Source organism: Microbulbifer mixtoriginis (SeqCode) (assembly GCF_052466695.1).
Map to the genome: position 1 here is coordinate 3,244,268 of NZ_CP174285.1, position 22,143 is coordinate 3,266,410.

22 protein-coding genes are annotated in these 22,143 nt (G+C 54.8%); 17 read left to right on the top strand and 5 right to left on the bottom strand.

Features of this window, described 5'->3' with window-relative positions:
- Window positions 1-75: 75 nt before the first annotated feature.
- The 10 genes from ACJJI0_RS14010 to ACJJI0_RS14055 all read left to right on the top strand — a co-directional run bounded on the left by ACJJI0_RS14010 (window position 76) and on the right by ACJJI0_RS14055 (window position 11,528).
- Window positions 76-822: a DUF2189 domain-containing protein gene (locus ACJJI0_RS14010; RefSeq protein ID WP_444883065.1), complete on the top strand. Its 747-nt coding sequence runs from the start codon at window positions 76-78 to the stop codon at window positions 820-822.
- A 27-nt stretch (window positions 823-849) separates the two neighbouring features.
- Window positions 850-1,533: an RDD family protein gene (locus ACJJI0_RS14015; RefSeq protein WP_444883066.1), complete on the top strand. Its 684-nt coding sequence runs from the start codon at window positions 850-852 to the stop codon at window positions 1,531-1,533.
- 6 nt (window positions 1,534-1,539) lie between these two features.
- Window positions 1,540-2,511 carry a stage II sporulation protein M gene (locus ACJJI0_RS14020; RefSeq protein WP_444883067.1) on the top strand — a complete coding sequence of 324 codons (972 nt, stop codon included), beginning with the start codon at window positions 1,540-1,542 and terminating at the stop codon, window positions 2,509-2,511.
- The gene (locus ACJJI0_RS14025) at window positions 2,501-4,096 is read left to right on the top strand and encodes a DUF4129 domain-containing protein (RefSeq protein ID WP_444883068.1); all 1,596 of its coding nucleotides are present in this window, start codon (window positions 2,501-2,503) and stop codon (window positions 4,094-4,096) included. The genes ACJJI0_RS14020 and ACJJI0_RS14025 overlap by 11 nt, the downstream gene beginning before the upstream one ends.
- Complete coding sequence (locus tag ACJJI0_RS14030; RefSeq protein ID WP_444883069.1) at window positions 4,086-5,393, top strand: DUF4350 domain-containing protein; 1,308 nt, start codon at window positions 4,086-4,088, stop codon at window positions 5,391-5,393. The genes ACJJI0_RS14025 and ACJJI0_RS14030 overlap by 11 nt, the downstream gene beginning before the upstream one ends.
- Window positions 5,390-6,394: an AAA family ATPase gene (locus ACJJI0_RS14035; RefSeq protein ID WP_444883070.1), complete on the top strand. Its 1,005-nt coding sequence runs from the start codon at window positions 5,390-5,392 to the stop codon at window positions 6,392-6,394. Before ACJJI0_RS14030 ends, ACJJI0_RS14035 begins: the two co-directional genes overlap by 4 nt.
- Window positions 6,391-7,788, top strand: a complete 1,398-nt coding sequence (locus ACJJI0_RS14040; RefSeq protein ID WP_444883071.1) for a DUF58 domain-containing protein — start codon at window positions 6,391-6,393, stop codon at window positions 7,786-7,788. Before ACJJI0_RS14035 ends, ACJJI0_RS14040 begins: the two co-directional genes overlap by 4 nt.
- Window positions 7,789-7,899: 111 nt before the next feature.
- On the top strand, window positions 7,900-8,517 hold the full coding sequence (locus ACJJI0_RS14045) for a 2OG-Fe(II) oxygenase (RefSeq protein ID WP_444883072.1): 618 nt from the start codon (window positions 7,900-7,902) through the stop codon (window positions 8,515-8,517).
- Between the two features lie 168 nt (window positions 8,518-8,685).
- A complete protein-coding gene (locus ACJJI0_RS14050; RefSeq protein WP_444883073.1) occupies window positions 8,686-9,135 on the top strand; it encodes a hypothetical protein in 450 nt (149 codons plus the stop codon).
- A gap of 236 nt (window positions 9,136-9,371) precedes the next feature.
- Window positions 9,372-11,528 (top strand): TonB-dependent copper receptor, encoded by a 2,157-nt coding sequence (locus ACJJI0_RS14055; RefSeq protein WP_444883074.1) that lies wholly within the window; start codon window positions 9,372-9,374, stop codon window positions 11,526-11,528.
- Window positions 11,529-11,619: 91 nt separating this feature from the next.
- Here the strand turns inward: ACJJI0_RS14055 and ACJJI0_RS14060 are convergent, their stop codons facing one another.
- The 5 genes from ACJJI0_RS14060 to cysK all read right to left on the bottom strand — a co-directional run bounded on the left by ACJJI0_RS14060 (window position 11,620) and on the right by cysK (window position 15,015).
- The gene (locus ACJJI0_RS14060; RefSeq protein ID WP_444883075.1) at window positions 11,620-12,258 is read right to left on the bottom strand and encodes an outer membrane beta-barrel protein; all 639 of its coding nucleotides are present in this window, start codon (window positions 12,256-12,258) and stop codon (window positions 11,620-11,622) included.
- A gap of 122 nt (window positions 12,259-12,380) precedes the next feature.
- Entirely contained in the window at window positions 12,381-12,638 is a 258-nt protein-coding gene (locus ACJJI0_RS14065; RefSeq protein ID WP_252083702.1) for a type II toxin-antitoxin system HicB family antitoxin, read from the bottom strand.
- Window positions 12,639-12,937: 299 nt separating this feature from the next.
- Window positions 12,938-13,141 carry a hypothetical protein gene (locus ACJJI0_RS14070; RefSeq protein ID WP_444883076.1) on the bottom strand — a complete coding sequence of 68 codons (204 nt, stop codon included), beginning with the start codon at window positions 13,139-13,141 and terminating at the stop codon, window positions 12,938-12,940.
- 78 nt (window positions 13,142-13,219) lie between these two features.
- The gene (gene cysQ / locus ACJJI0_RS14075; protein WP_444883077.1) at window positions 13,220-14,059 is read right to left on the bottom strand and encodes a 3'(2'),5'-bisphosphate nucleotidase CysQ; all 840 of its coding nucleotides are present in this window, start codon (window positions 14,057-14,059) and stop codon (window positions 13,220-13,222) included.
- A gap of 38 nt (window positions 14,060-14,097) precedes the next feature.
- The gene (gene cysK / locus ACJJI0_RS14080; protein WP_444883078.1) at window positions 14,098-15,015 is read right to left on the bottom strand and encodes a cysteine synthase A; all 918 of its coding nucleotides are present in this window, start codon (window positions 15,013-15,015) and stop codon (window positions 14,098-14,100) included.
- Window positions 15,016-15,213: 198 nt separating this feature from the next.
- Between cysK and ACJJI0_RS14085 the strand changes: the two genes are divergently transcribed.
- The 7 genes from ACJJI0_RS14085 (at window position 15,214) to ACJJI0_RS14115 (ending at window position 22,038) form a co-directional block, all read left to right on the top strand.
- Window positions 15,214-15,981: a lysoplasmalogenase gene (locus ACJJI0_RS14085; RefSeq protein WP_444883079.1), complete on the top strand. Its 768-nt coding sequence runs from the start codon at window positions 15,214-15,216 to the stop codon at window positions 15,979-15,981.
- An 81-nt stretch (window positions 15,982-16,062) separates the two neighbouring features.
- Window positions 16,063-16,737: a GMP/IMP nucleotidase gene (gene yrfG, locus ACJJI0_RS14090; protein ID WP_444883080.1), complete on the top strand. Its 675-nt coding sequence runs from the start codon at window positions 16,063-16,065 to the stop codon at window positions 16,735-16,737.
- 51 nt (window positions 16,738-16,788) lie between these two features.
- The gene (locus tag ACJJI0_RS14095) at window positions 16,789-17,166 is read left to right on the top strand and encodes an Hsp15 family ribosome-associated heat shock protein (protein ID WP_444883081.1); all 378 of its coding nucleotides are present in this window, start codon (window positions 16,789-16,791) and stop codon (window positions 17,164-17,166) included.
- Between the two features lie 88 nt (window positions 17,167-17,254).
- Window positions 17,255-18,745, top strand: coding sequence for a S1C family serine protease (locus tag ACJJI0_RS14100; protein ID WP_444883082.1), 1,491 nt, complete (start codon window positions 17,255-17,257; stop codon window positions 18,743-18,745).
- 28 nt (window positions 18,746-18,773) lie between these two features.
- Window positions 18,774-19,211, top strand: coding sequence for a DUF4124 domain-containing protein (locus tag ACJJI0_RS14105; protein WP_444883083.1), 438 nt, complete (start codon window positions 18,774-18,776; stop codon window positions 19,209-19,211).
- A 116-nt stretch (window positions 19,212-19,327) separates the two neighbouring features.
- Window positions 19,328-20,206, top strand: a complete 879-nt coding sequence (gene hslO / locus ACJJI0_RS14110; protein ID WP_444883084.1) for an Hsp33 family molecular chaperone HslO — start codon at window positions 19,328-19,330, stop codon at window positions 20,204-20,206.
- 284 nt (window positions 20,207-20,490) lie between these two features.
- Window positions 20,491-22,038: a phosphoenolpyruvate carboxykinase gene (locus ACJJI0_RS14115; RefSeq protein ID WP_444883085.1), complete on the top strand. Its 1,548-nt coding sequence runs from the start codon at window positions 20,491-20,493 to the stop codon at window positions 22,036-22,038.
- The last annotated feature ends 105 nt before the right edge of the window (window positions 22,039-22,143 follow it).

The window sequence follows — 22,143 nt, forward strand, 5'->3', positions numbered from 1 at the left end:
CGCGCCTGTGCGATATTCGTCTTCAAGGCTCTGCACATCCCAATCCGTTAACTTTTAATAAGGAAATCAAACAGGATGAGTGATATTTATAAAGCTCCCGAGTCCCAACTTGCCGAAAATAGTGAAGCTGGCGATTTTGGATCACTCGAGAAAGGCATTGCCGGTGATTATTCCTTTTCTATTGGCGAAGCCATCAATGAGGGCTGGCAGCTGTCGAAAGGCAAAAAGCGCACAGTTTGGTTTGCCATTATTCTTTATATCATCGCAATTGCTGCAACCAGTTTTGTTGCCGGCCTACTAACTGGCTACCCAGCATTTGATCTGACAGGGGCCGCTAGAGCATCCCTCTCATCAACAATCATTTATAACTTGATAACCGGAATCGTAGGGGTTCCCCTAGCTGTGGGGATGATGATGGTGGGCATCAAGATCGCCAGAAAAGAAGAAACCTCTGGTACTGAGGTTTTTGCGCACTTCGATAAAATAGTACCCTTATGTGTGACTTACATCATCATGAGCATATTAGTGGGTATTGGTTTCCTTCTACTGGTAATCCCAGGAATTTATCTGGTCATTGCCTATATGCTGGCTCTCCCCCTGGTAGCTGACCGAAATTTAGGCCCCTGGAAAGCTCTGGAAGCATCCCGCAAAGCCATTACCAACAACTGGTTTGCTTTTTTGGGCTTCTTTATTGTATTAATTCTTATCTATCTTGTAGGTGGCTTGGCACTGTTGATAGGCCTTATCTGGGCTCTCCCGTTAGCTTCTATTGCATACGGCGTCGCCTACCGCAAAGTTTTTGGTGGCCCTCAAGGTTCCTAATTTGTAGCATCTAACAGGAGTGGTAGCTTGCTGGATACCACCTACAACGTCGAAACCCCTGAGGGTATCGATCTGCGTGCACGGGCTGCAGGGCCTGTGCCGCGCATCCTCGCCTTTGCCGTGGATGTGTTTTACCGCACCCTAATACTGACTGCTCTGGGAATAGGTTTGGCCTTTGCCGAAACCACCGGTATAGGAATCTGGCTGGTCTGCTCCTTCCTGCTGGAGTGGTTCTACCCGGTGTTTTTTGAAGTGCTGCGCGGCGGCCAGACACCGGGTAAAAAGGCCTTCGGCCTGATGGTGGTCAACGACAATCTCACCCCCATCTCCTGGGGTGCTTCCATAGTGCGCAACCTTTTGCGCTTTGCCGACTTTCTCCCTTTCGCTTACGCCACCGGCGTTATTGCCATGACCCTCGGGCGACACTTCCAGCGTCTCGGTGACTTGGCCGCCGGTACCCTGGTGATCTACAGGGACGAGGACAAGGTGCCTGTAGCCCTGCCGGATACAACGCCTCTTCCACCACCGCACAATTTCAAACAACAGGACCAGCTGGCCCTGATCAGTTTACTTGAACGCCACGAAGACCTGAGCGAAGCGCGCCAACAAGAGCTGGCCAATTTGCTCGAACCCGTTACCGAGAAGAGAGATAGCGCTGCGCTGGAATACCTGCGCTCTGTGGGTAGTTGGTTATTGGGCGGCAGGGGCTGAGGGGTTATGAGACAGAGAGATTTTGAGAATCGCTACCGCGACAGCTGGGCACAGCTGGAAGCCTGGCTGAAAAGCGATAGCAAAAGCACGCAGGCGAGCGCCCTGGATCTTCCGGTCGTCTACCGGGAGCTGTGTCAGCAACTGGCGGTGGCCAAAGAGCGTCAATATACCAGCCGCCTGATCGACCACCTCAACAAGCTGGTTACAGCGGCCCACCACCGGGTTTACCGCCAGCAAACTCTGCGCCGCAAAGGTTGGCTGCACTATCTGTTGGCCGGATTTCCCCAGGCGGTGCGCGCCAATGGCCGCGTAGTGTTGTTGGCAACGGCACTGTTTTTACTGCCCGCCCTAGTGATGGGCATCGGCACCTACAATAACGACGCACTGATTTATGCGGTGATGTCGCCAGGAGACGTATTATCCTTGGAATCGATGTACGATCCCGGCAACCGCGTGCTGGGGCGCGAGCGCGGCTCCGATACCGATCTGGCCATGTTTGGCTTCTACATCAAGAACAATATTGGCATTGCTTTCCGCACTTTTGCCGGGGGCATACTATTCGGACTCGGCTCCATCTTTTTCCTGGTCTTTAATGGGCTATTTATCGGTGCGGCTTTTGGGCATATCACGCGAGTGGGATTTGTCTCCACGTTTTACCCTTTTGTGATCGGCCACGGCGCCTTTGAGCTGACCGCCATAGTACTGGCCGGCGCCGCTGGCCTGTTGTTAGGGCGCTCGCTGGTAGAGCCGGGACAACACCGCCGTTCTGTGGCGCTGCGCCTGGCCAGTGTCGAGGCCATGAAAATCATGTACGGCACTTTCCTGATGCTGGTGATCGCCGCCTTCCTCGAAGCCTTCTGGTCCTCCAGTGCTACCACGCCCATAACAATTAAGTTAGGTTTCGGCGCCCTACTGTGGCTGCTGGTATTCGCTTACTTCGCCCTGGCTGGGCGCGGGGATTCCAGCCATGCAAGTTAAAAATATGGCGGTAAGGGCACGCCTACGCTCGCCCTGGGAATCCATCGATCTGGGTGTCGCCCTGGCCCGCAAGCACTGGCTGCCGATGTTTCTGGTCTGGTTGTTGCCGGCAGCTTTGGTACTGGGTGCCTTAGCCTGGTTCTTCCCGGCTCATCCCGGCTGGTCACTGTTCGCTCTCTGGTGGTTAAAACCGGTGTTTGACCGCCTGCCGCTGTTCATGATCAGCCGCTCTCTGTTCGGCGCGCCGGTATCTGCACTGGCAGTGCTCAAAGAGTTTTTCCGCCACAACCGCACCGACTGGCTCGCCTGGATCACCCTCCGTCGCCTGAGCCCGACCCGCTCTTTTGATATGCCGGTCACCGTATTGGAGCAATCCAAAGGCACGGCTCGTAGCGCGCGTATCGGTGTACTGCACCGCAAAAACTCCGGTGCGGCCACCTGGCTGACCTTGACCGGTATTCACCTGGAATCCTTCTTCCTGATCGCAGCCTTTATCTTGATTTATCTGTTTATTCCCGAGCAGGTTGTGGCAAATATCCAATGGATTCCACTGATTCGCGGCGAGACCCTGGCGCTGGAATGGGCATCCAATATTCTCTGTTTACTTATTATGGCGGCGGTGGCGCCATTTTATATCGTCAGCGGCTTTTGCCTGTATATCGGCCGGCGCATCGAGCTGGAAGGCTGGGATATCGAGATTCAATTCCGCGATTTGGTCGAGCGCTACCGACACGCTCAGCGGGCTGGTAAAAAGACCGCCACTAGCACCTCCCCCCTAGCCGCTCTGTTGTTACTGTGCGCCCTGGCCGGCACCTCCCTGGCACCGGCGCCACAGGCCTATGCGGAAACGTTGCAAACCCCAGCTCAAGCGCAACAACACATTGACGAGATTCTCGCCGGAGAGGATTTTCACAGCATTGAGCAGGAGAGCGGCTGGCGCCTGAAAAAAATTGAAGAAGAGCGAGGAAAAATTCCCGAGTGGATCATTGAGCTATTCGAATGGCTATTCAAATGGCTTATGCAAAACTCTCAGGAGACTGATGATTCCTCAGACATCAGCTGGGGAGCACTGCTCGCCAAGCCCATTGAGTTACTACTGTGGATTGGCGTGATTGCCGGCTTGCTCTATCTGGGGTGGCGCCACCGCGAAGCCATCCTTAACAGCTTGCGCTGGCAACACAAACCCAAAACAAAACTGGTAGCGCCAGAAACCCTGTTCGGACTCGATGTACGTCAGTCCAGCCTGCCCGACGACGTATGCGCGGAAGTGATGCGCCTGTGGCGGACCGGCGATCAACGCGCCGGTCTCGGCCTCCTGTATCGTTCCACCCTGTCCCATTTAATTGAGGATTTCCAGTTCCAGTTTGGCGACCACCTTACCGAAAGCGAGTGTGCCCAGCTGGTGAGCCATCGCCAGCGATCACCACAGGAAGCGCTGCGCCCAGTCGGCGCCCCATTGAGCCAGTTTGTGCAGCAACTCACCGGCAGTTGGCAACAGCTGGCCTATGCTCATCGCCCCCCCGCCGATGAGCAGCTGGGCGGCCTGTGCCAACAGTGGCAGGAGGTGTTCGGCAATGACCGTTAAACGTCTAGTAATTGGCTTCGCCCTGCTGCTCTGTGCGGCACTGGTATGGTTATTTCTCACCTTTTTTGAACGCTACACAGAAGAAAAGGATCGCGGTTGGGGGCCTGAGGCGCGGCGCAATCTGTTTCTGGCCGCCGAGCACTACCTGGCGCAAGTAGGGCTGGAACCGCGCCAGGCAGAAAATATCTCCGTCCTGAATGGGCTGTCCCCAAATGCGACTCTGTTTATCGCTAACTCCAGCCAAGCTTACAACTCCCAGCGGGTTGAGGAGCTACTGCAATGGGTGGAAAGCGGGGGGCACGCCATCGTAGTGGCACGTACTGCAGGGTTCGATTCCGAGAAAGGAGGCAGTGCCGAACGCGACTGGCTGCTGGAAAACCTGGGTGTCTCCATCGTAGAAGGCCACGAGGAATATCGCTTTGAGCATCCCCTGCAGCCACTGCTGGGCGAAGATGCCGAACTGAGCCCGGAGCAGAGCCCCGGTGAGGCCATGCGCGAATACAATCGCAAAATCGACGAAGCCGAAGAGCAGGCCAAGACCAAAGAGAAAAAACCCCGCAACCCAGATGTTGAAACGGAAGACTTGATCACTCTGCCTACCGCCGGTGGGGCTGAGATTCAATTACATTTCGACCCAGGCCAACTGCTCTATCACGAGGGGATCGATAACAGCAGCGCTGAGGGCGCCCCGGTATTTTTCGCCAAGGTATGGCGCGAAGACGAAGCCGTGCCTTTTATGCAATTTGAGCGGGGTCAAGGGGTTATCACCCTGCTGACCGATAACACTATCTGGCAATCCCACCGCATCGGCCATTTCGACCACGCCTATTTCCTGCAGCTTTTGGCCGGAAGTGGCGATTTCGTCTTTCTGACCCGCCCTCGTTTCGACTCCCTGGGTTTTTTAGCGAAAAAGTACGCTTCTGAATTTTTTATCTCCGGCCTACTCGCCTTGCTCGGCTGGCTGGTTCTACGTGCGCGCCGCTTTGGCCCGTTGCAACCTCCGCCTGAGATTGCCCGGCGCTCACTGTTGGAGCATATCTCCGCCTGCGGCCACTACTACTGGCGCGACGACCAGTGCGAACGGTTACTGCGCGGCCAGCGCGAAGAGCTGCTGCGCCGGCTCGGCGCTGCGGACGCCAACGCCAAGACCAAGCGCAAACTGTGCCAGCACCTCAGTGATGCCACCGGCCTCAGTGAAACCAAACTGGTCGCCTGCCTTTGGGGCACACCGGCGACCAGCGAAGAAACCTTTACCGAACAAATGCGCAATCTGCAGCGTATAGAGGCAGCCCTATGAGTGATACCACCCTGAACCCAGAACCAAAAACCCACACCGAGGCACCGGACTGGCAGGCTGCCTCGGCCCAACTGCAACTGCTACGCAAAAATATCAACCGCCTGCTGATCGGTCAGGAGCAGGTCGTCGAACAGGTGTTGGTGGCCTTGCTGGCTTCCGGCCACGTATTGCTGGAAGGCGTACCCGGCCTTGGCAAAACCCTGTTGGTGCGCACCCTGGCCAGCTGCTTTGGCGGTCACTTCCGCCGCATCCAATTCACCCCGGACCTGATGCCAGCTGACGTGACCGGCCACGCTATGTACAACATGGGCGAGAGCCGCTTCGAAGTGCGCCGCGGCCCGGTATTTACCAACTTACTGCTGGCGGATGAAATCAACCGCGCCCCGGCCAAAACCCAGGCAGCCCTGCTAGAGGTGATGCAGGAGAAGCAGGTCACAATCGATGGCAAGGCATTTCCCGTACCCAGCCCCTTTATGGTGCTCGCCACCCAGAACCCTATTGAGCAAGAGGGCACCTATCCACTGCCGGAGGCGGAGCTGGACCGCTTCCTTCTCAAAGTTCTGATCGACTACCCCAGCCTGGAGGCCGAGCTGAAACTGGCCGCCGCTGCCAGCAGTGGTCGCATCGAGCAGCACCTGCGGGAGAAGTCTGCCGGCGAGATAACCGTGGAGCAGCTGCAACAACTGCAAGCCCTGGTACCCCAGGTAGCCCTGGACCAGCAGGTGCTGGATTACGCCGTGCGCCTGGTGCGCGCCACCCGCGACGCCAGCCAGTTGCGCAGCCCAGCGGGTCCCCGCGCCAGTATCGGCCTGTTGCAGGCCGCACGTGCCAGCGCCTTGTTGCAGGGGCGGGAATTTGTGCTGCCCGACGATATCAAGGCGATGGCGATACCCGTCATGCGCCACCGCGTGAGCCTGTCCCCAGATATGGAAATCGATGGCGAGACCACCGACAGTGCTCTGGCCATGATTATCGATAGCGTCGAGGCACCGCGACTGTGACACAGGATGTCGCTGCGACAGAGGTTCCATACGCAAAACCTCAGCTCGGAAGACCCGGGCCCAGCCACCGCCTGGTGAAGCTCCTCGGCTACTGGTGCCTGGCTGCGCTTACGGTGAGCGCCGCGCGCATCTGGGCACCCCAATCTGCGGAGCTGTTGCAGTCCCTCTGGTGGACAGTTGGGGGACTGCTGATCGGCGCGGCACTGTTGGATTTCCTCACCGGACGCAGGATTCTGGGCCTGGAGGGCCAGCGCAAACTGCCCGCTAATTTGGCCCTGGGCGTGCGCAACTGCGTTCATTTGAAGTTGCGCAACCATGGCCAGAGGGCCCTGAAGCTATCGGTATGTGACAACGTACCGCAACAACTGGGCAGCAACGGATTACCACGCCAGGCGCTGCTGGAGCCAGATCAGGAGGTTGCCATTGAGTACAGTCTGGTACCCCATCGCCGTGGCAGCGCCGAGTTTGGCCGAATCGAGGTACTCGCCGACTCACCCTGGGGCCTCTGGCAAACACGCCTGTGGCTCGGCCGCGAACAGTCGGTAAAGGTCTACCCCAATTTTCTCGGCATCTCCTCCCTGCAGGCGCTCTCCACTGAGCAAACTCTGCGCCACCTCGGCCTGCATCAGCAGCAGCGCCGCGGCGAAGGTATGGATTTTCGCCAGCTGCGTGAATACCGCCAGGGCGACAGCCAGCGCCAGGTAGACTGGCGCGCTAGTTCACGCCTGCACAAACTGATCAGCCGTGAATACCAGGACGAGCGCGATCAAGAAATTATTTATATGCTCGACTGCGGTCGGCGCATGCGCGCCAAAGATGGCGAACTGAGTCACTTTGATCATGCCCTCAATGGCCTGCTGCTATCCGCCTATGTGGCGATAAAGCAGGGCGACGCCGTGGGTCTGCAGGCCTTCGCCGCCACACAAGACAGCTCCGGCGGGCAACTGCCACCGGTAAAGGGTGAGAGCGCCATCAACCTGTTGCTGAACAATGTCTACGATCTGCACTCCGGCACTGGCAGCGCGGACTACAGCGGCGCCGCCCAGCAACTGCTGGGTGCCCACAAGCGCCGCGCACTGGTGATCCTAATTACCAACCTGCGCGATGAAGACAGCAGCGAACTGCTCACCGCAGTGCGGCTGCTCACTCGCAATCACTTAGTGATGGTGGCGAGCCTAAGGGAGACCGCCGTAGACCGAATGGCACAAAAGCCTATCGGGGATTTTTCCGAGGCCGTCGAAGGCGCAGCCGCACGGGATTTTCTTCGTCGCCGTGCGCGCCTATTGCAACAGTTACAAGCCTGTAATGTACTAGTGGTGGATTCCCGTCCGGAGCTTTTGCACCAGGCGCTGGTGGAAGCCTACTGGCGTTTAAAACGCAGCGGCAAAATCTAACCGGTAGTGAAAGCCGGGAATTCAAAGTATTTGATGTAAGAGGTAACCGAAGAGTGATGTTAACGATGTCCTAAAAAAATAATCCCACAGTATAGGGAGCTTAAATTGACCATGTCCCAAATCACTATCGAGCGACTCAGCAGTGCCGAAGTAAAGACTTCCCCTTTCCCCCATTTCTACCTAGAGCGCTCCCTGGCCTCCGACGAGGCCAGCGCCCTGATCGCAGACTTCCCTCCTCTAGACAAAGGCGGCAGCTTCAATATCGAGGATGTCAAAACTTCGGAACGCCTGCGCAGTTTTGTCGAACAATTTGGCAGCACAGAGGTGCGAAGTATTCTCGGTGAAAAATTTGCGCTGGATCTATCTGATAAACCGATGATGGCCACCCTGCGCGGATACTCCCGAGCCAAAGATGGGCGTATCCATACGGACTCCAAAACCAAACTCATTACCGTATTGATCTATCTGAACAACGACTGGTCTGCGCCCACTGGACGCCTGCGTATCCTGCGCAGCGGCAAGAGCCTGGACGACTACAGTGATGAACTACTACCGGGACCAGGCTCTCTGGTGGCCTTTAAGGTAACGGATAATTGTTGGCATGGTTACCCCAGTTTTGTCGGCAAACGACAGGCGATCCAAATCAATTTTTTAAGCGGTGATAAAGCGAAGAAAAAACATCAGTTTTTTCATGGCATCAGCGCACGCTTAAAATCTCTTTTGCGTTAAAAAAATCGGATAATAGTTTTATCCGAATGCGACTGTACAAATTAATTAACTTGCAAACAGAAAAATTTGTTACCGATAGTGGCACTTTTTACAGCCAGCGGGTAATCTGTTGCCACTTGCCTTCGGGAATTTATTAAGTCTATCCCGGTAACTTCAAGAACCTTATTTATGAGTCGCCCGCGCACCCGTAAAAACCGCCCTCACCTGCCACAGTGGCAGGCACTGCTGCTTTTACTGGTGTTTCTCAGTGCCCGTGGTTTGGTTCCCGCAGGGTTTATGCCCGCCGCTTTTTCTGCGGGCACCCCCTACGATTTTTGCCACGGCGACAGCCGCAGCGCTCTGTTATTAAATGCCCTGGCCAGCCAGGCTCAGGACCATCATCACAGCCATGGTGGTGGGCACGGTGAGCACAGTGGGCACAACCACGATGCACTGACCGCGCATTCTTTTGCCGACAATCACTGTAATTTTTCCGCCGCTGCCAGTCTTGTCCATGTACCTGCATTAGACCTGTATTTCGCCAGCGAGGGGAATATTCTCTCCCTTTTCAGCAACGGCATTAACACCGCTCTTTCTTTATACTACAGCCGTCCCCTTATCCGCGCCCCTCCAGTTTAAAACCTCGGTTTTCTTATTTTTCAAAAACTAAATAGTCGAAGCCTGTTTCTGCGCTTCGCTGCACTACCTTTGCCGGTAATTTTTCTGGTTGGGATATTGCAACAGCCGTAGACCCGCTTCACTAAAAAAACTGGAATTCCCGCTGCTTAGCCGGCGGGAATAAACCCGTGCGCGCTATTTTTACCGCGCTCCCCATGGCCGTGCCTGACCTTCGGCCCAGAAACGGATAAGTCACAATGCGAAAAGTTAAACTCCAAAAGAAAAAGCCATTACACACACCACTGAGCCTGGCAATTATTGCTGGTTGCACCTTTCCATTTTCCCTAATGGCCAGTGAGGGAAATGAAAAAAAAGAGGGGGAAATGGAGCAGATGGTGGTCACCGGAGTAAAAACCGAACTGCCGCTCAACCTACTGACGGACCCGAAAATGCCTCGACAGCCCCTACCAGCTAACGACGGCGCCGATTACCTAAAAACCATTCCCGGCTTTTCCGTGGTGCGCAAAGGCGGCACCAGTGGCGATCCGCTGTTGCGCGGTATGGGGGGCTCGCGCCTGGGCATGTTATTGGATGGAGAGTCTCTTATGGGTGGCTGCCCCGGCCGTATGGACCCACCTACCGCCTATATTTTCCCCGAAAGCCTCGACGAAATAGAGGTAATTAAAGGCCCCCAGAGCGTCACTCACGGACCGGGCAATTCCGCCGGGGTAGTGCTGTTCAACCAACAGCGGGAGCGCCCCAGCGAACCCGAATGGGATATGCATGCGAGCCTGCTTGGCGGCAGCGCCGATCGAAAAGACGGGCTCTTTGACCTAGCGTACAAAACTCCAGAATTTTCCCTGCGCGGTTCGGCGACCTCAGCCTCTGCGGATGATTATAAGGATGGCGACGGCAATCGGGTGCACTCCGGTTATGAGCGCTGGAGTGGCAAAGCCAATCTGGCCTGGACCCCCGACGATGACAACCGCCTGGAATTCGAAACAGCTTTTAGCGATGCCGAAGCGGCCTATGCCGACCGTGGAGTAGATGGCAGTAAATTTGCACGCGAGAGCTACAAAGCCAAATACCGGCGCAGCAATATCGGCGCTCTGCTGAATACCATCGAAGTGCAGATCTATTACAACTATGTCGATCACATCATGGATAATTACAGCCTGCGTAATCCCTCGGGAATGGCTGCCAATCCAGTCGTCATGAATTTAGACAGCGAAACCATTGGTGCCAAGCTGAGTCTGCAGCTGAATCCTGCGGATAACTTTGAGCTGACAGCAGGCCTGGATACCTGGGAAAACCGTCACCGCGGACGCATGAGCATGAACCAGACGATGGTTGATTACCGCCAGCGCAACTGGAATACGGATGCGGAATTTTCCCAACTGGGCATTTTCTCCGAAGCCAGCTGGCAATTCGCTCCGGATCAACGCTGGATCGCCGGCGCCAGAATGGATGACTGGGAAGTACGCGACCTGCGCGAGACGATTTCGTTATCGATGATGTCCTCGGTCGATAACCCCACCGCTGGTGAGAGCCGCTCAGAACAACTGCCCAGCGGTTTTATACGCTATGAATTGGCGCTGCCAAGTACCTCCACGAGCTCTGCCACCCTCTACGCCGGGCTCGGCTACAGTGAACGCTTCCCGGATTACTGGGAAATATTTTCCCGCGAAGCAGCAGATTCCTATAGCGCACTCAATATAGAGTCAGAAAAAACCAGTCAACTGGATATCGGCACTATCTATCGCACTGAAAAATTGTCTGCCAGTATTTCCGCTTTCGCCAGTGATGTCCGCGACTACCTGTTAGTACAGAATGATTACCAGAAGGCTGCGGTGATGTCAGGCATGGGCACCATGTCCTCGATGGGCAACGCAATGGATATGGGGGAGCCTGGGGATAAGCGTACCGCTGCGGTAATTCGCAATATTCAGGCGCGCACCTGGGGACTAGAACTAGATGCCAGCTATCAATTAAACGAAAACTGGCGCACCGAATTTACGGTCACTTCAGTGCGTGGTGCCAACGACACAGACAATACCACCCTGGCCCAACTGCCCCCACTGGAAACACGCCTGGGGCTGCACTATGAGCAAGCTCAGTGGTCGGCGGGTATTCTGTGGCGGGCTATTGCCAGCCAGGATCGCGTCGATATCGGTAAGGGTAACATTATCGGACAGGACTTTGGGCCCACGGATTCCGCCGACGTACTGTCAATTAACGCAGGTTGGCGCCCAAGCCAGCGGCTGCTATTCACTGCAGGGGTCGATAACTTACTAGATGAAACCTATGCAGAACATATCAGCCGTGCAGGTGTAGAAATTCCCAACTTCCCACAGTTGGATAGGGTTAATGAGCCCGGCAGGACCTTATGGATAAAAACCATTTACCGTATTTAAAACACGATGACTAATTAACTGGTCTGAAAAACCGGACATAGTATGTTAAGCGGAAAACACCTCAAATTTTCCGCTTAACATAAATTTATAGTTAAAAGCGATAGGAAAAATTAAGACTTAAAGTACGTAAGTGCCCAAGGTTCACTCGGTAGACCGAATTAATATCGTTGTAGTTGTATTCTATGGAAGTATCAAAATCCTGGTTCCACATAAACCGATAGCCAACCCCAAGGTTCCAGAAAGAATCGCTGCCACTGGCATCGATCACATGGTAATAATGGCCGTCGTAATACCAGTCTTTATCCTTGTCATAAATATCATACAGGTGCCACTTGTCTTTATTGTGATACCAATAACCATATTTACGCACATCATTCAGATCAACATCGGCATAATTCCACCCCGCCATCCAGTAGAGACACTGAACGTAACAATTCAGGGTAAAATCCACTTTAAAATTGAGCCCCACCTGATTAATTCGCACGTGATTATCATCAAAGCGAGAAAATTGTAAATTCACCTGCCAAACACCCACGGCGGGTGTTACGCCAACGCTGACATAACCAAAAAAATCCCGCTGATCATTGAGCTGTAATTCCCCTGAACCCAATCCCAGCGTGGTAATAATTCGATATTCACCCGACTCAATACCATCGAAAGGATTATTCCATTCGACTGCAGTGGCCACTGGTGATAACAGTAAGGCCAAGACACATAACACCGTCTTCATTACATCCATCCTTGCAGCACGACGCTTTTTAATTCATCCCCCTTACCAAAGCTTAGCTGTCATGGTTATCCACCTCAGAAACTTATCCGAATCGAATGCCAAATTTATATGGATAATGATCCTTAAAGGCTTTCCACATCAATGATGGCCCAGATACCACCGGCAAATGCTGGGTTATCCCGCAAATTGTCGACGTCTTGAGGCTGCGGCATCGGCTCTCCAGCTTGCCGTAATTCTTCCAGGCGTTGAAAAATAGTCTCCGCCATTTTTTGTAGAGCGGCATCCAGAGTTTCGGCATAGCAGTGACAATGCGGCAGGTCGGGTGCTATGGCACCAAAGCCGGCGTATTCAATGTTGTGAAGCACAACCGGATAGCGCATTAGAAAATTCTCTTATACATTGGCTTTCCAAAGCGTAGACGGGTTTCAAAACTGCGAACGAAATATGGCAAGGAAAATCAACAAATTCCCCAATTAAATAAACCCTGCGCAACCGCACCTATTACTTCAGAATAAACCGAAAGCTGAATAATTAATTTTTGAATTTAATGTCTAGGTTGGAGCTGAACCTCATTGCGAGGGATTGCATTATTTAACCGGAATGGTTATTGGAGGGGCCACGCCAAACAACCTAACCACTGCGACATTTAAACCTTATCAAGGTGCGAACGACGAAAAATTTAGCGCGGCATTCTTCCGAGAAGTGCCCTACGGGAAAAAATCATGCCGTTAAGAGTGCGCCATAGGAATTTTTGATTTTCTGCGTCCGGCTCCACCAGGGCATCCTGCTGCCGCTGTAACCAGGCAATCTCCTGTTCCAGCTGCCTGCGTAAACAGCGGGTTTCATTCAAATCTGAAGCTTTGCGGCTCACCTGAAGAGGCATAGCGCCGGCCTTTTGTGCTGGTTTTAAAGGTTGATAAAAAATAAATAGAACCCCCACCGAAGTGGGGGCATGGCAAGCTTAGTTCACTGGAGACTCTGCATTTAGCAAATCCTGCCAATCGTAAGATGCATCACCGATCACATAGAAAAACGGATTCAGCAAAGAATCTTTGCTGTTATAACGCAGCAGCTTGAAGGAATCGTCCACCACTGTGCCACCGGCAGCCTCAACCACCGCCTGGGCCGCGGCTGTATCCCACTCACAAGTGGGTGCGAGCCGCGGGTAGAGATCAGCGGCCCCTTCAGCCACCAGACACAGTTTGAGAGAGCTACCCATGTTTTTACAGACCACCGCACCCAATTTGGATTCGATACGCTCTACCAGTTGATCCACGGCGCCGGCACCATGGCTGCGGCTAGCAACCAATTCCACTGCACCGCCAGCTTCCAGGCGCGGCTTCAGCGGGCGCACATGAATTTCTGTATCGCCGGATAGCGTGCGCTTAAAGGCACCATCACCCTTGCCACCAGCATAGGTGATATCCAGTACCGGCACATGCACCACCCCCAGCACAGGTTCGCCATTTTCAATAAGGGCCACATTAACGGTGAACTCACCAGTGCGACGAATAAATTCCTTGGTGCCATCCAGCGGGTCCACAATCCAGTACCGCTGCCACTGGCTGCGCTCGGCAAATGATGGCATTTCCTGCTCTTCCGATAATACCGGTACACCGTCAATCAGCTGCGCCAGAGCAGGGGCTAAAATTTTGTGTGCCGCTAAATCCGCAGCTGTAACCGGCGAGTCATCCGCCTTGGTGTCCACCTCCAGCTCAGCAGTGCTGTGATAAACCTCCAAGATAGCTTCACCGGCGTTTTTGCAGATTGCAATCACCTGCTCCAATAATGCCTTATTCATTAAAACTCCCTTATTTTTCAGGTGGTGAGTATAAAGTCTCAGGAGGGGAAAAGGTCCTTCACCGACAAGTAGCGCTCACCGCTGTCATAACTAAAAATCAATACGCGGCTACCGGGCGCAAATTCGCCCTCGCGCTTTTTCAGCGCGGCCAGGCTCGCACCTGAGGAAATACCCACAAAAATCCCCTCCTTTAAAGCGCACTTACGCGCCATTTCAAAACTGTCTTCTCCATTTACCAAAATGGTGCCATCCAGCATTTTGGTATTGAGTATCTCGGGAATAAAACCGGCACCAATCCCCTGCAAGCGGTGCAGCCCTTTATCACCACCGCTGATCACTGGAGAATTTTCCGGTTCGACGGCAAAAACCTGCAACTTGGGAAAGGATTCCTTCAGTACCTCTCCACAACCGGTGATGTGGCCACCGGTGCCAACCCCAGTAATCAGGTAATCGAGCCCCTCGGGGAAATCTGCGAGGATTTCTTTGGCAGTGGTGTCACGATGCACCTGGGCATTGGCACGGTTACAGAACTGCTGCGGCATCCAGCTGTTTTCATGCAGCGCCAATAGTTCCTCGGCTTTAGCGATAGCCCCGCCCATACCCTGCTCCTTGGGAGTAAGCACCAACTCAGCCCCCATAGCTTTCATCACCTGGCGCCGCTCCAAAGACATGGATTCCGGCATGGTGAGAATCAATCGATACCCCTTAACCACAGCCACCATGGCCAAACCAATACCTGTGTTGCCGGAGGTGGGCTCGATAATCACACCACCGGGCTGCAAAGCACCGCGGCGCTCTGCATCCTCAATCATCGCCAGGGCAATACGGTCCTTGATGCTGCTGCCGGGGTTAAAACGCTCCACCTTCATCCACACTTCGATATCTGGGCGAAACAGATGATTGATACGCACATGCGGGGTATTGCCGATGGTTTCCAGAATATTGGCTGCCTTCATTGATGAAGCTCTCCGTTAATGGCTCTCACGGCAGACAGGCAGTCCACCGATTTATAATTTCCTGTGCGCAGATAGTAACCCAGATGTACGCCGCCCCAAGAGACCCACAAGGAAATCCCAATGGCACACACGTATAAATTCCTCTGCAAGTAATCGCCGCCCTCACAAGGAACTGGTTTCACACGGAGCTGTGAATTCATGGCGATCCGGTTGGTGGTAACACGTCTTTGTGCCACATTTAGTGACTGGCTTCTTTCCGATAAACATAAAACCAAAAATAAAGGCGCTGCCATGAATCCGAATATGACCTCCGATGCCCATGATGCAACTCATGCAAGCCTATTTATGCCTGTAGCATTTATATTCTTTGCCGCTCTTTTTATGCTCCTCGACGGCTTGGCAATTCAAGGGCTGTGGATGGCTTCGCTAAAAGCGCTGCCAATCGCTATTCTCACCCTGATGGCGATGCGGCACCTGGATGGACTCACTCGCACTCTGACACTTGCGGCCCTGGCTTTTTCCGCACTCGGCGATGTACTCCTGGAAATGAGGTTTGCCCACCAGTTTATCTTTGGCCTGGGTGCTTTCCTGGTGGCACAACTTCTCTACGCGGCCAATTTCCTGCGTTTTGCCGACTTCCGCAAGCGCCGCAGTCTGATACGTATCTTGCCTGTTCTGCTGGCCGCAGTGGGACTGGCCCGCTGGATACTTCCCTCTGCGGGGAAGCTGGCGCCAGCAGTGCTTCTTTACTTGCTTGCCATTGTCGCCATGGCCCTAGGCGCCGGGGCTCATCGGGGCAATTCCGGGCTGCTATTCGCCGGTGCACTCACTTTTATGCTGTCCGACGCATTGATCGCTGTGAATAAGTTCATAGCACCGCTACCTCTAGCCGACACAGCAATTATGCTCAGCTATTACGGTGCTCAGTTTGCCATCCTGTACGGCATACGCCGTGCCCAGGCATAATGCCCACCTTCATACTGGGGATATTTTGGGAAGGCTACAATTTGGCTTCCCACCCCCACCACAGAGAGGTAGACAGGCCCCATGCTCGACTGGCGAAGTATCGACACCGTACTGCTGGATATGGACGGCACCCTGCTGGACTTGCACTACGACAACCATTTCTGGCTCGACCATCTACCCAAACGCTACGCCGAAGTACACGGTCTCGATCCCGAGCGGGCCCAAATAGAGCTGCAGCGGGAAATTGATGCACGCCGCGGCACTCTGGAGTGGTACTGCCTGGACTTTTGGGCGGAAACTCTGAAGCTGGATATCCTCGCGATACTGCGCGAGATCGAAGAGCGCATCGCCCTGCGCCCCCATACCGAGGCCTTCCTGCAGGGACTGCGACAACTGCGTAAGCCCACCTATCTGGTCACTAATGCACACCGCCATGGACTCGACCACAAACTGCAAATTACCGGCCTCGAGCAATGGTTTGACGACATCATTTCCTCCCACGATTATGGACATGCCAAAGAGAGTGGAAGCTTCTGGCACGCCCTGCGCGAGGAGGTGGCCTTCGACCCGGAGCGCACGCTGTTTGTTGACGACAACCAGAGTGTGTTGGCCGCCGCACAGGACTATGGCATCGCCCACCTGTTGTGTATCCGCCAGCCGGACAGCCGCGGCCCCAAACGGCAGATCAGCGACTTCCCGGCGATTCATCACTTCGATGAAATTATGTCACTGCAACGCAGTAACAAAGCGCAGTAACAATAAGCCCGCATAACCCGGGCCCAAGTTTATATTGATCAACAGGATTCGATGGAAAAAGTACGTATCGACAAGTGGCTCTGGGCCGCACGCTTCTTTAAGACCCGCAGTATCGCCAAACAGGCTATTGAAGGTGGTAAAGTGCACGCCGATGGACACCGGGTCAAAGCCAGCAAAGATCTCACCGTTGGCGCGCTTTTGAGTATCCGCCAAGGCTGGGACTTGATTGAGGTGGAGGTTATTGCCCTCTCCGACCAGCGTCGCGGTGCCGATATCGCCCGCACCCTGTACCGCGAGACCGAGGACAGTATTGCCCGGCGCGAAAAGGAGCGCACTGAACGCCAGGCAGCCAATGCGGGGATTCAGCGCGAGCGACCCAATAAAAAGCAGCGCCGCCAGATCCACCGCTTCCTGCGCGAGCAGGAGTAGGCTCAAATGACAAAAGTGGTGAAAATTCCGCCATTTTTGTCTATAGCTGCTAAACTGCCCCCACTTAACCCGATAGAAAACAGCCACGATGAAACGACTGATCGCCATCTCCCTGCTGCTTCTGCTCGGAATGCAGACGGCCCTCGCCGATAGCCGCGAACACGAGCAGCTCAAGCGTTCGATAATCAAAATTTACACCACTGCTGCCGCCCCGGACTACTTCAATCCCTGGGCGTTGCTTAACCCCAAGCAGTTATCTGGCTCCGGCGCGGTTATCCGCAACAAGCAGATCCTCACCAACGCCCACGTGGTGGCCAACGGTAGCTTTATTCAGGTGCAACGCCACGGCGACGCCAAGAAATTCCGCGCCCGAGTGAAGTTTGTCTCCCACGACGCCGACCTGGCTCTGCTCACCGTGGATGATGACAGTTTCTTCAAAGACACCCGCCCACTGACACTGGGCACACTGCCAGACCTGCAAGAAGAGGTCACCGTGTACGGCTACCCCATTGGCGGCAAGTCCCTGTCGATCACCCGCGGCGTACTGTCCAGAGTAGAACACCAGTACTATGCCCACGCCGAGAGCTATCTGATGGCCGGCCAGATCGACGCGGCCATTAACCCCGGCAATAGCGGCGGCCCGGTCATTTCCGGTGGTCGCATCGTCGGTGTGGCCATGCAGACCAACCAGAGCGCCGAAAACCTGGGTTATTTTGTGCCTCCCAGCGTAATCGCCCATGTACTCGAAGACGCCAAAGACGGCGAACACCAGGGCTTCCCCGAGTTGGGCCTGGTGACCCAGAGCCTGGAGAGCCCTTCCATGAAGAAGGCTGCCGGTCTCAGCGAGGACCAGGACGGCGCAATGATCGTCAAGGTATTTAGCGACTCCCCCGCTGCTGAAATTTTCCAACCCGGCGACGTGTTGCTGGAAGTTGATGGCTTCGAGGTTGCCGCCGATCGCACCGTCGAATGGCGTGAAAATCAGCGCACTAACTACCACTACGCGGTGGACCGCCATCATGTCGGCGACAAATTACCGGTGCGCTTTTCCCGCAATGGTGAAGAAAAAAGTGCGCAAGTGGCCCTGGCAGCACCGCCACCCTCCCGCGCCCTGGTGGTGGGTGAGCAATTCGACCAGCAGCCGCGCTATTACATTTATGGCGGCGTGGTCTTCGTGCCTCTGAACATGAACCTGATCAAGCGGTGGGGCAAGAGCTGGCATTCCAAGGCGCCAATCGATTATCTCTATGCACGCAACCAGTGGAGTGACGAGAGCCGCCGCGAGCTGGTGGTTGCGCTCAAGGTCCTGCCCGCCAACGTCAACCTGGGTTACCACGATTGGAAAAACTGGATTATCGATTCGGTGAATGGCCACAATGTCGCGGACTTCGACGAGTTTGCCCAATTGATGGAAACCAACAAAGAGAATTTTGTAGAGCTGCGCGATCGCTCCGGCTATCGTATGGTGCTAGATCACGCCGAAGCTCAAGAACAAGAGGCAATGATTCTGCAGACCTACCATATCCCCCAGCGCCACTCGCAGGGGCTGTTCAGCAGACTGGCCAATAAAGAGGAGTAAGGCCCGCTGTGTGGGCTATGGAGAAGCCGTGAAACAACTGAGAGGAATCCTAGTTGGCAGCCTACTGCTGGCTGTCAGCGCCAACGCCGGTGAGCTCTATCGCTGGGTCGATGCCGATGGCAGAGTACATTTTAGTGATCGTCCCCCGGCCGAGGGTAAGGCCCAGGATATTTCTGGGCAATTGGGCCCAATCAATACTGCTAAGGCCACTCGGGTTCAGCGGAGTCTGATCACTTCAAAAGCCAGCGCCCCAGAACGGGAGTATCAGCAACGTCAGCAACAAGAGCAACGCGCACGCCAACAGGAGCAACAACGCATTTGCACGAAAGCGCGCCAACGCCTGCGCTCACTCAACGGGCGAGTGGCCTTTATCGACAATGATGGCAAAGAGGTGCGTTATTCAGAGCGAGAGCGGCGGCAAATGGCCGAACAACTAAAGCGGGAAATCGCTAATCGCTGCGGATAACCCTTTCCCCTCAGCCTTCACAATCAGGTGCCGGCGCCACAATTACCCACGCCGGCTACCATTTAGACATATCCACCTCTAAAATCCCGCGGTTTTAATACCGAGGCACTCGATCTATGTCCGATCAGCTGGAACGCTTTATCTTTTCCCAACACGATATTCGCGGGCAGATGGTGACCCTCACCGACGCCTACCGCGAAGTGCTCAAGCATAATCCACTGCCTGCACAGGTAGCACATTTGCTGGGAGAGTTTCTCGCAGCCGCCTGCCTACTCTCCACCACCCTGAAATTCGAGGGCATATTGAGCCTGCAGGCCCGCGGTGAGGGTGATGTGCCGCTGATTATGGCCGAGTGTACCCACCACAGTGATCTGCGCGGCATTGCCCGTGTCGCCAGTGGCGCCCAAATCAGTGAAGAGGCCAGCCTGAGCGATATGATCGGCCCCCGCGGTGTCATCGCTATCACTCTGGAGCCCAAACGTGGCGAGCGCTACCAGGGGGTGGTCCCACTGGAAAAAGAGAGCCTGGCCGGATGTCTGGAAGATTACTTTGCCCAGTCGGAACAACTGGAGACACGCTTCTGGCTGGAGTGCGATGGCAGCAACGTGGGTGGTATTATGCTGCAGGTGCTACCCGGTAATAATGCCGCCAGCGCCGAGGAAAACAGCGACGCCTGGGAAACCGCCCTGCACCTGGCAAATACCGTGACCGCCCAAGAGCTGTTCGACGTGCCCCACGACGAGCTGATTCACCGCCTGTTCCACCAGCTGAAACCGGCTACCCTGGGCACCGACACTATTCGCTTCAAGTGCAGTTGCTCGCGAGAGCGCAGCGCACGCGCCCTGGTCTCTCTCGGTGCTGAAGACGTGTACAAATTACTGGAAGAACAAAATGGCGAAATCATCAGCGATTGCCAGTTTTGTAATGCCCAATACCGCTTTGATCGCGAGCAGGTAGAGTCACTGCTCAATGCCCCACCCCACACCCTGCACTAGGGAAATTATTGCCAGTGCTGAGCAGCCTCAGCTACTGGCAATTCGCAACTTAGAACACAAAAATTCACAAAATCTATAAGGTAAAAATACTACATAGATTTTGTGAATCCAAAATGCCTTAATTTGGGGTGACAGCGCTGTCAAAGCGCAAAAAGTGACCGTGTTTGCTACCCGCTTATTTTGAATTTTGCCATAATGCGCCCCCCAAATTTTGCCTGGCTGTCTAATACTTGGACGGCTCCTATTTTTTACTATCCAACATAACATTCACGGGTAATCGACGAATGGCACAGATCGACGACACCGCGCTGGTTTATAAAAACCTTTCACCAGCAAAATTGGTAGAGCTGGCTCTTAAGCGCGGCGAGGGTAAACTTTCCGACACCGGCGCGCTGGTGGCTGAAACTGGTGCCCGCACCGGCCGCTCCCCGGCGGACCGCTTTGTTGTAGAAGAGCCCTCCACCGCCGATAGCATCGCCTGGGGCAATGTGAACCGCCCCTTCCCACAGGACAAGTTCGACGCACTGTGGGACCGCGTAGAGGCATTTGTAGCCGGTGACGACACCTTCGTGCAGCACCTACACGTCGGCCAGGACGAAGATCACTACCTGCCGGTTGTCGTAACTACCCAGACCGCTTGGCACAACCTGTTCGGCCGCAACATGTTTATCCGCGCCGAAAAGTACAACCCCAAGGCGAAGGAAGAGTGGCGCATCCTGCACGCTCCCAACTTCGTTTGTGAGCCAGAGCGCGACGGCACCAATTCCGAAGGCTGCGTCATCATCAACTTCGGCCAGCGCCGCGTGCTGCTGGCAGGTATGCGTTACGCCGGTGAGATGAAGAAGGCGATGTTCTCCGTGCAGAACTTCCTGCTGCCGGAAAAAGACGTGATGCCGATGCACTGTGCCGCCAACGTTGGCAAAGACGGCGATACCTGCCTGTTCTTTGGCCTGTCCGGCACCGGCAAGACCACCCTGTCCGCTGACCCTGAGCGCTACCTGATCGGTGACGACGAACACGGCTGGAGCAAAGGTGCAGTATTCAATATGGAAGGTGGCTGCTACGCCAAAACCATCGACCTGAGCCAAAAGAATGAGCCGGTAATCTGGGACGCTATTCGTTTCGGCGCTATCGTTGAGAACGTAGTCACCAACGAGAATGGTACCGCCGACTACTGTGACACCAGCCTCACCGAGAACGGTCGCTGCTCTTACCCGCTGGAGCACGTAGAGATGCGTCAGCTGGAAAACCGCGCCGGCGAGCCGAAGAACGTCGTCTTCCTCACCTGCGATGTATCCGGTGTACTGCCCCCGGTATCCATCCTCTCCAAAGAGGCTGCGGCATACCACTTCCTGTCTGGTTACACCGCGCGCGTAGGCTCTACCGAGCTGGGTGCAGAGGCCGGTATTCACCCGACTTTCTCCACCTGCTTCGGCGCTCCGTTTATGCCGCGCGCCCCGCGTGAATATGCGGACTTGCTGATGAAGCGCATCGAGGACTTCGGCTCCAAGGTATACCTGGTAAACACTGGCTGGACCGGCGGCTCTGGTGACAACGGCAAGCGTTTCCCGATCCCTGTAACCCGCTCAGTAGTTGCGGCTATCCAGAGCGGTGCACTGGAAGGTACTGCCACCGAGCATCTGGAAACCCTGAACCTGGATATTCCTCTGGAAGTACCGGGCGTCGACAAGTCCTACCTGAACCCGCGCGAAGCCTGGGAAGACAAGGCTGCCTACGACGACCAGGCCGGGAAACTGGCCAAACTGTTCGCCGAAAACATTGAAAAATTCAATGTCAGCGATGATGTGAAAAACGCCGGTCCCAAGGCCTGATCGGCTTGATATAGCCTTCTTTTAGAGGCGCAAAAGCCCCGCCACCGCAAGGTGCCGGGGCTTTTTTTGTTTTTCAATCCCCCAGTAAGAGGTCGATTTTTGCGG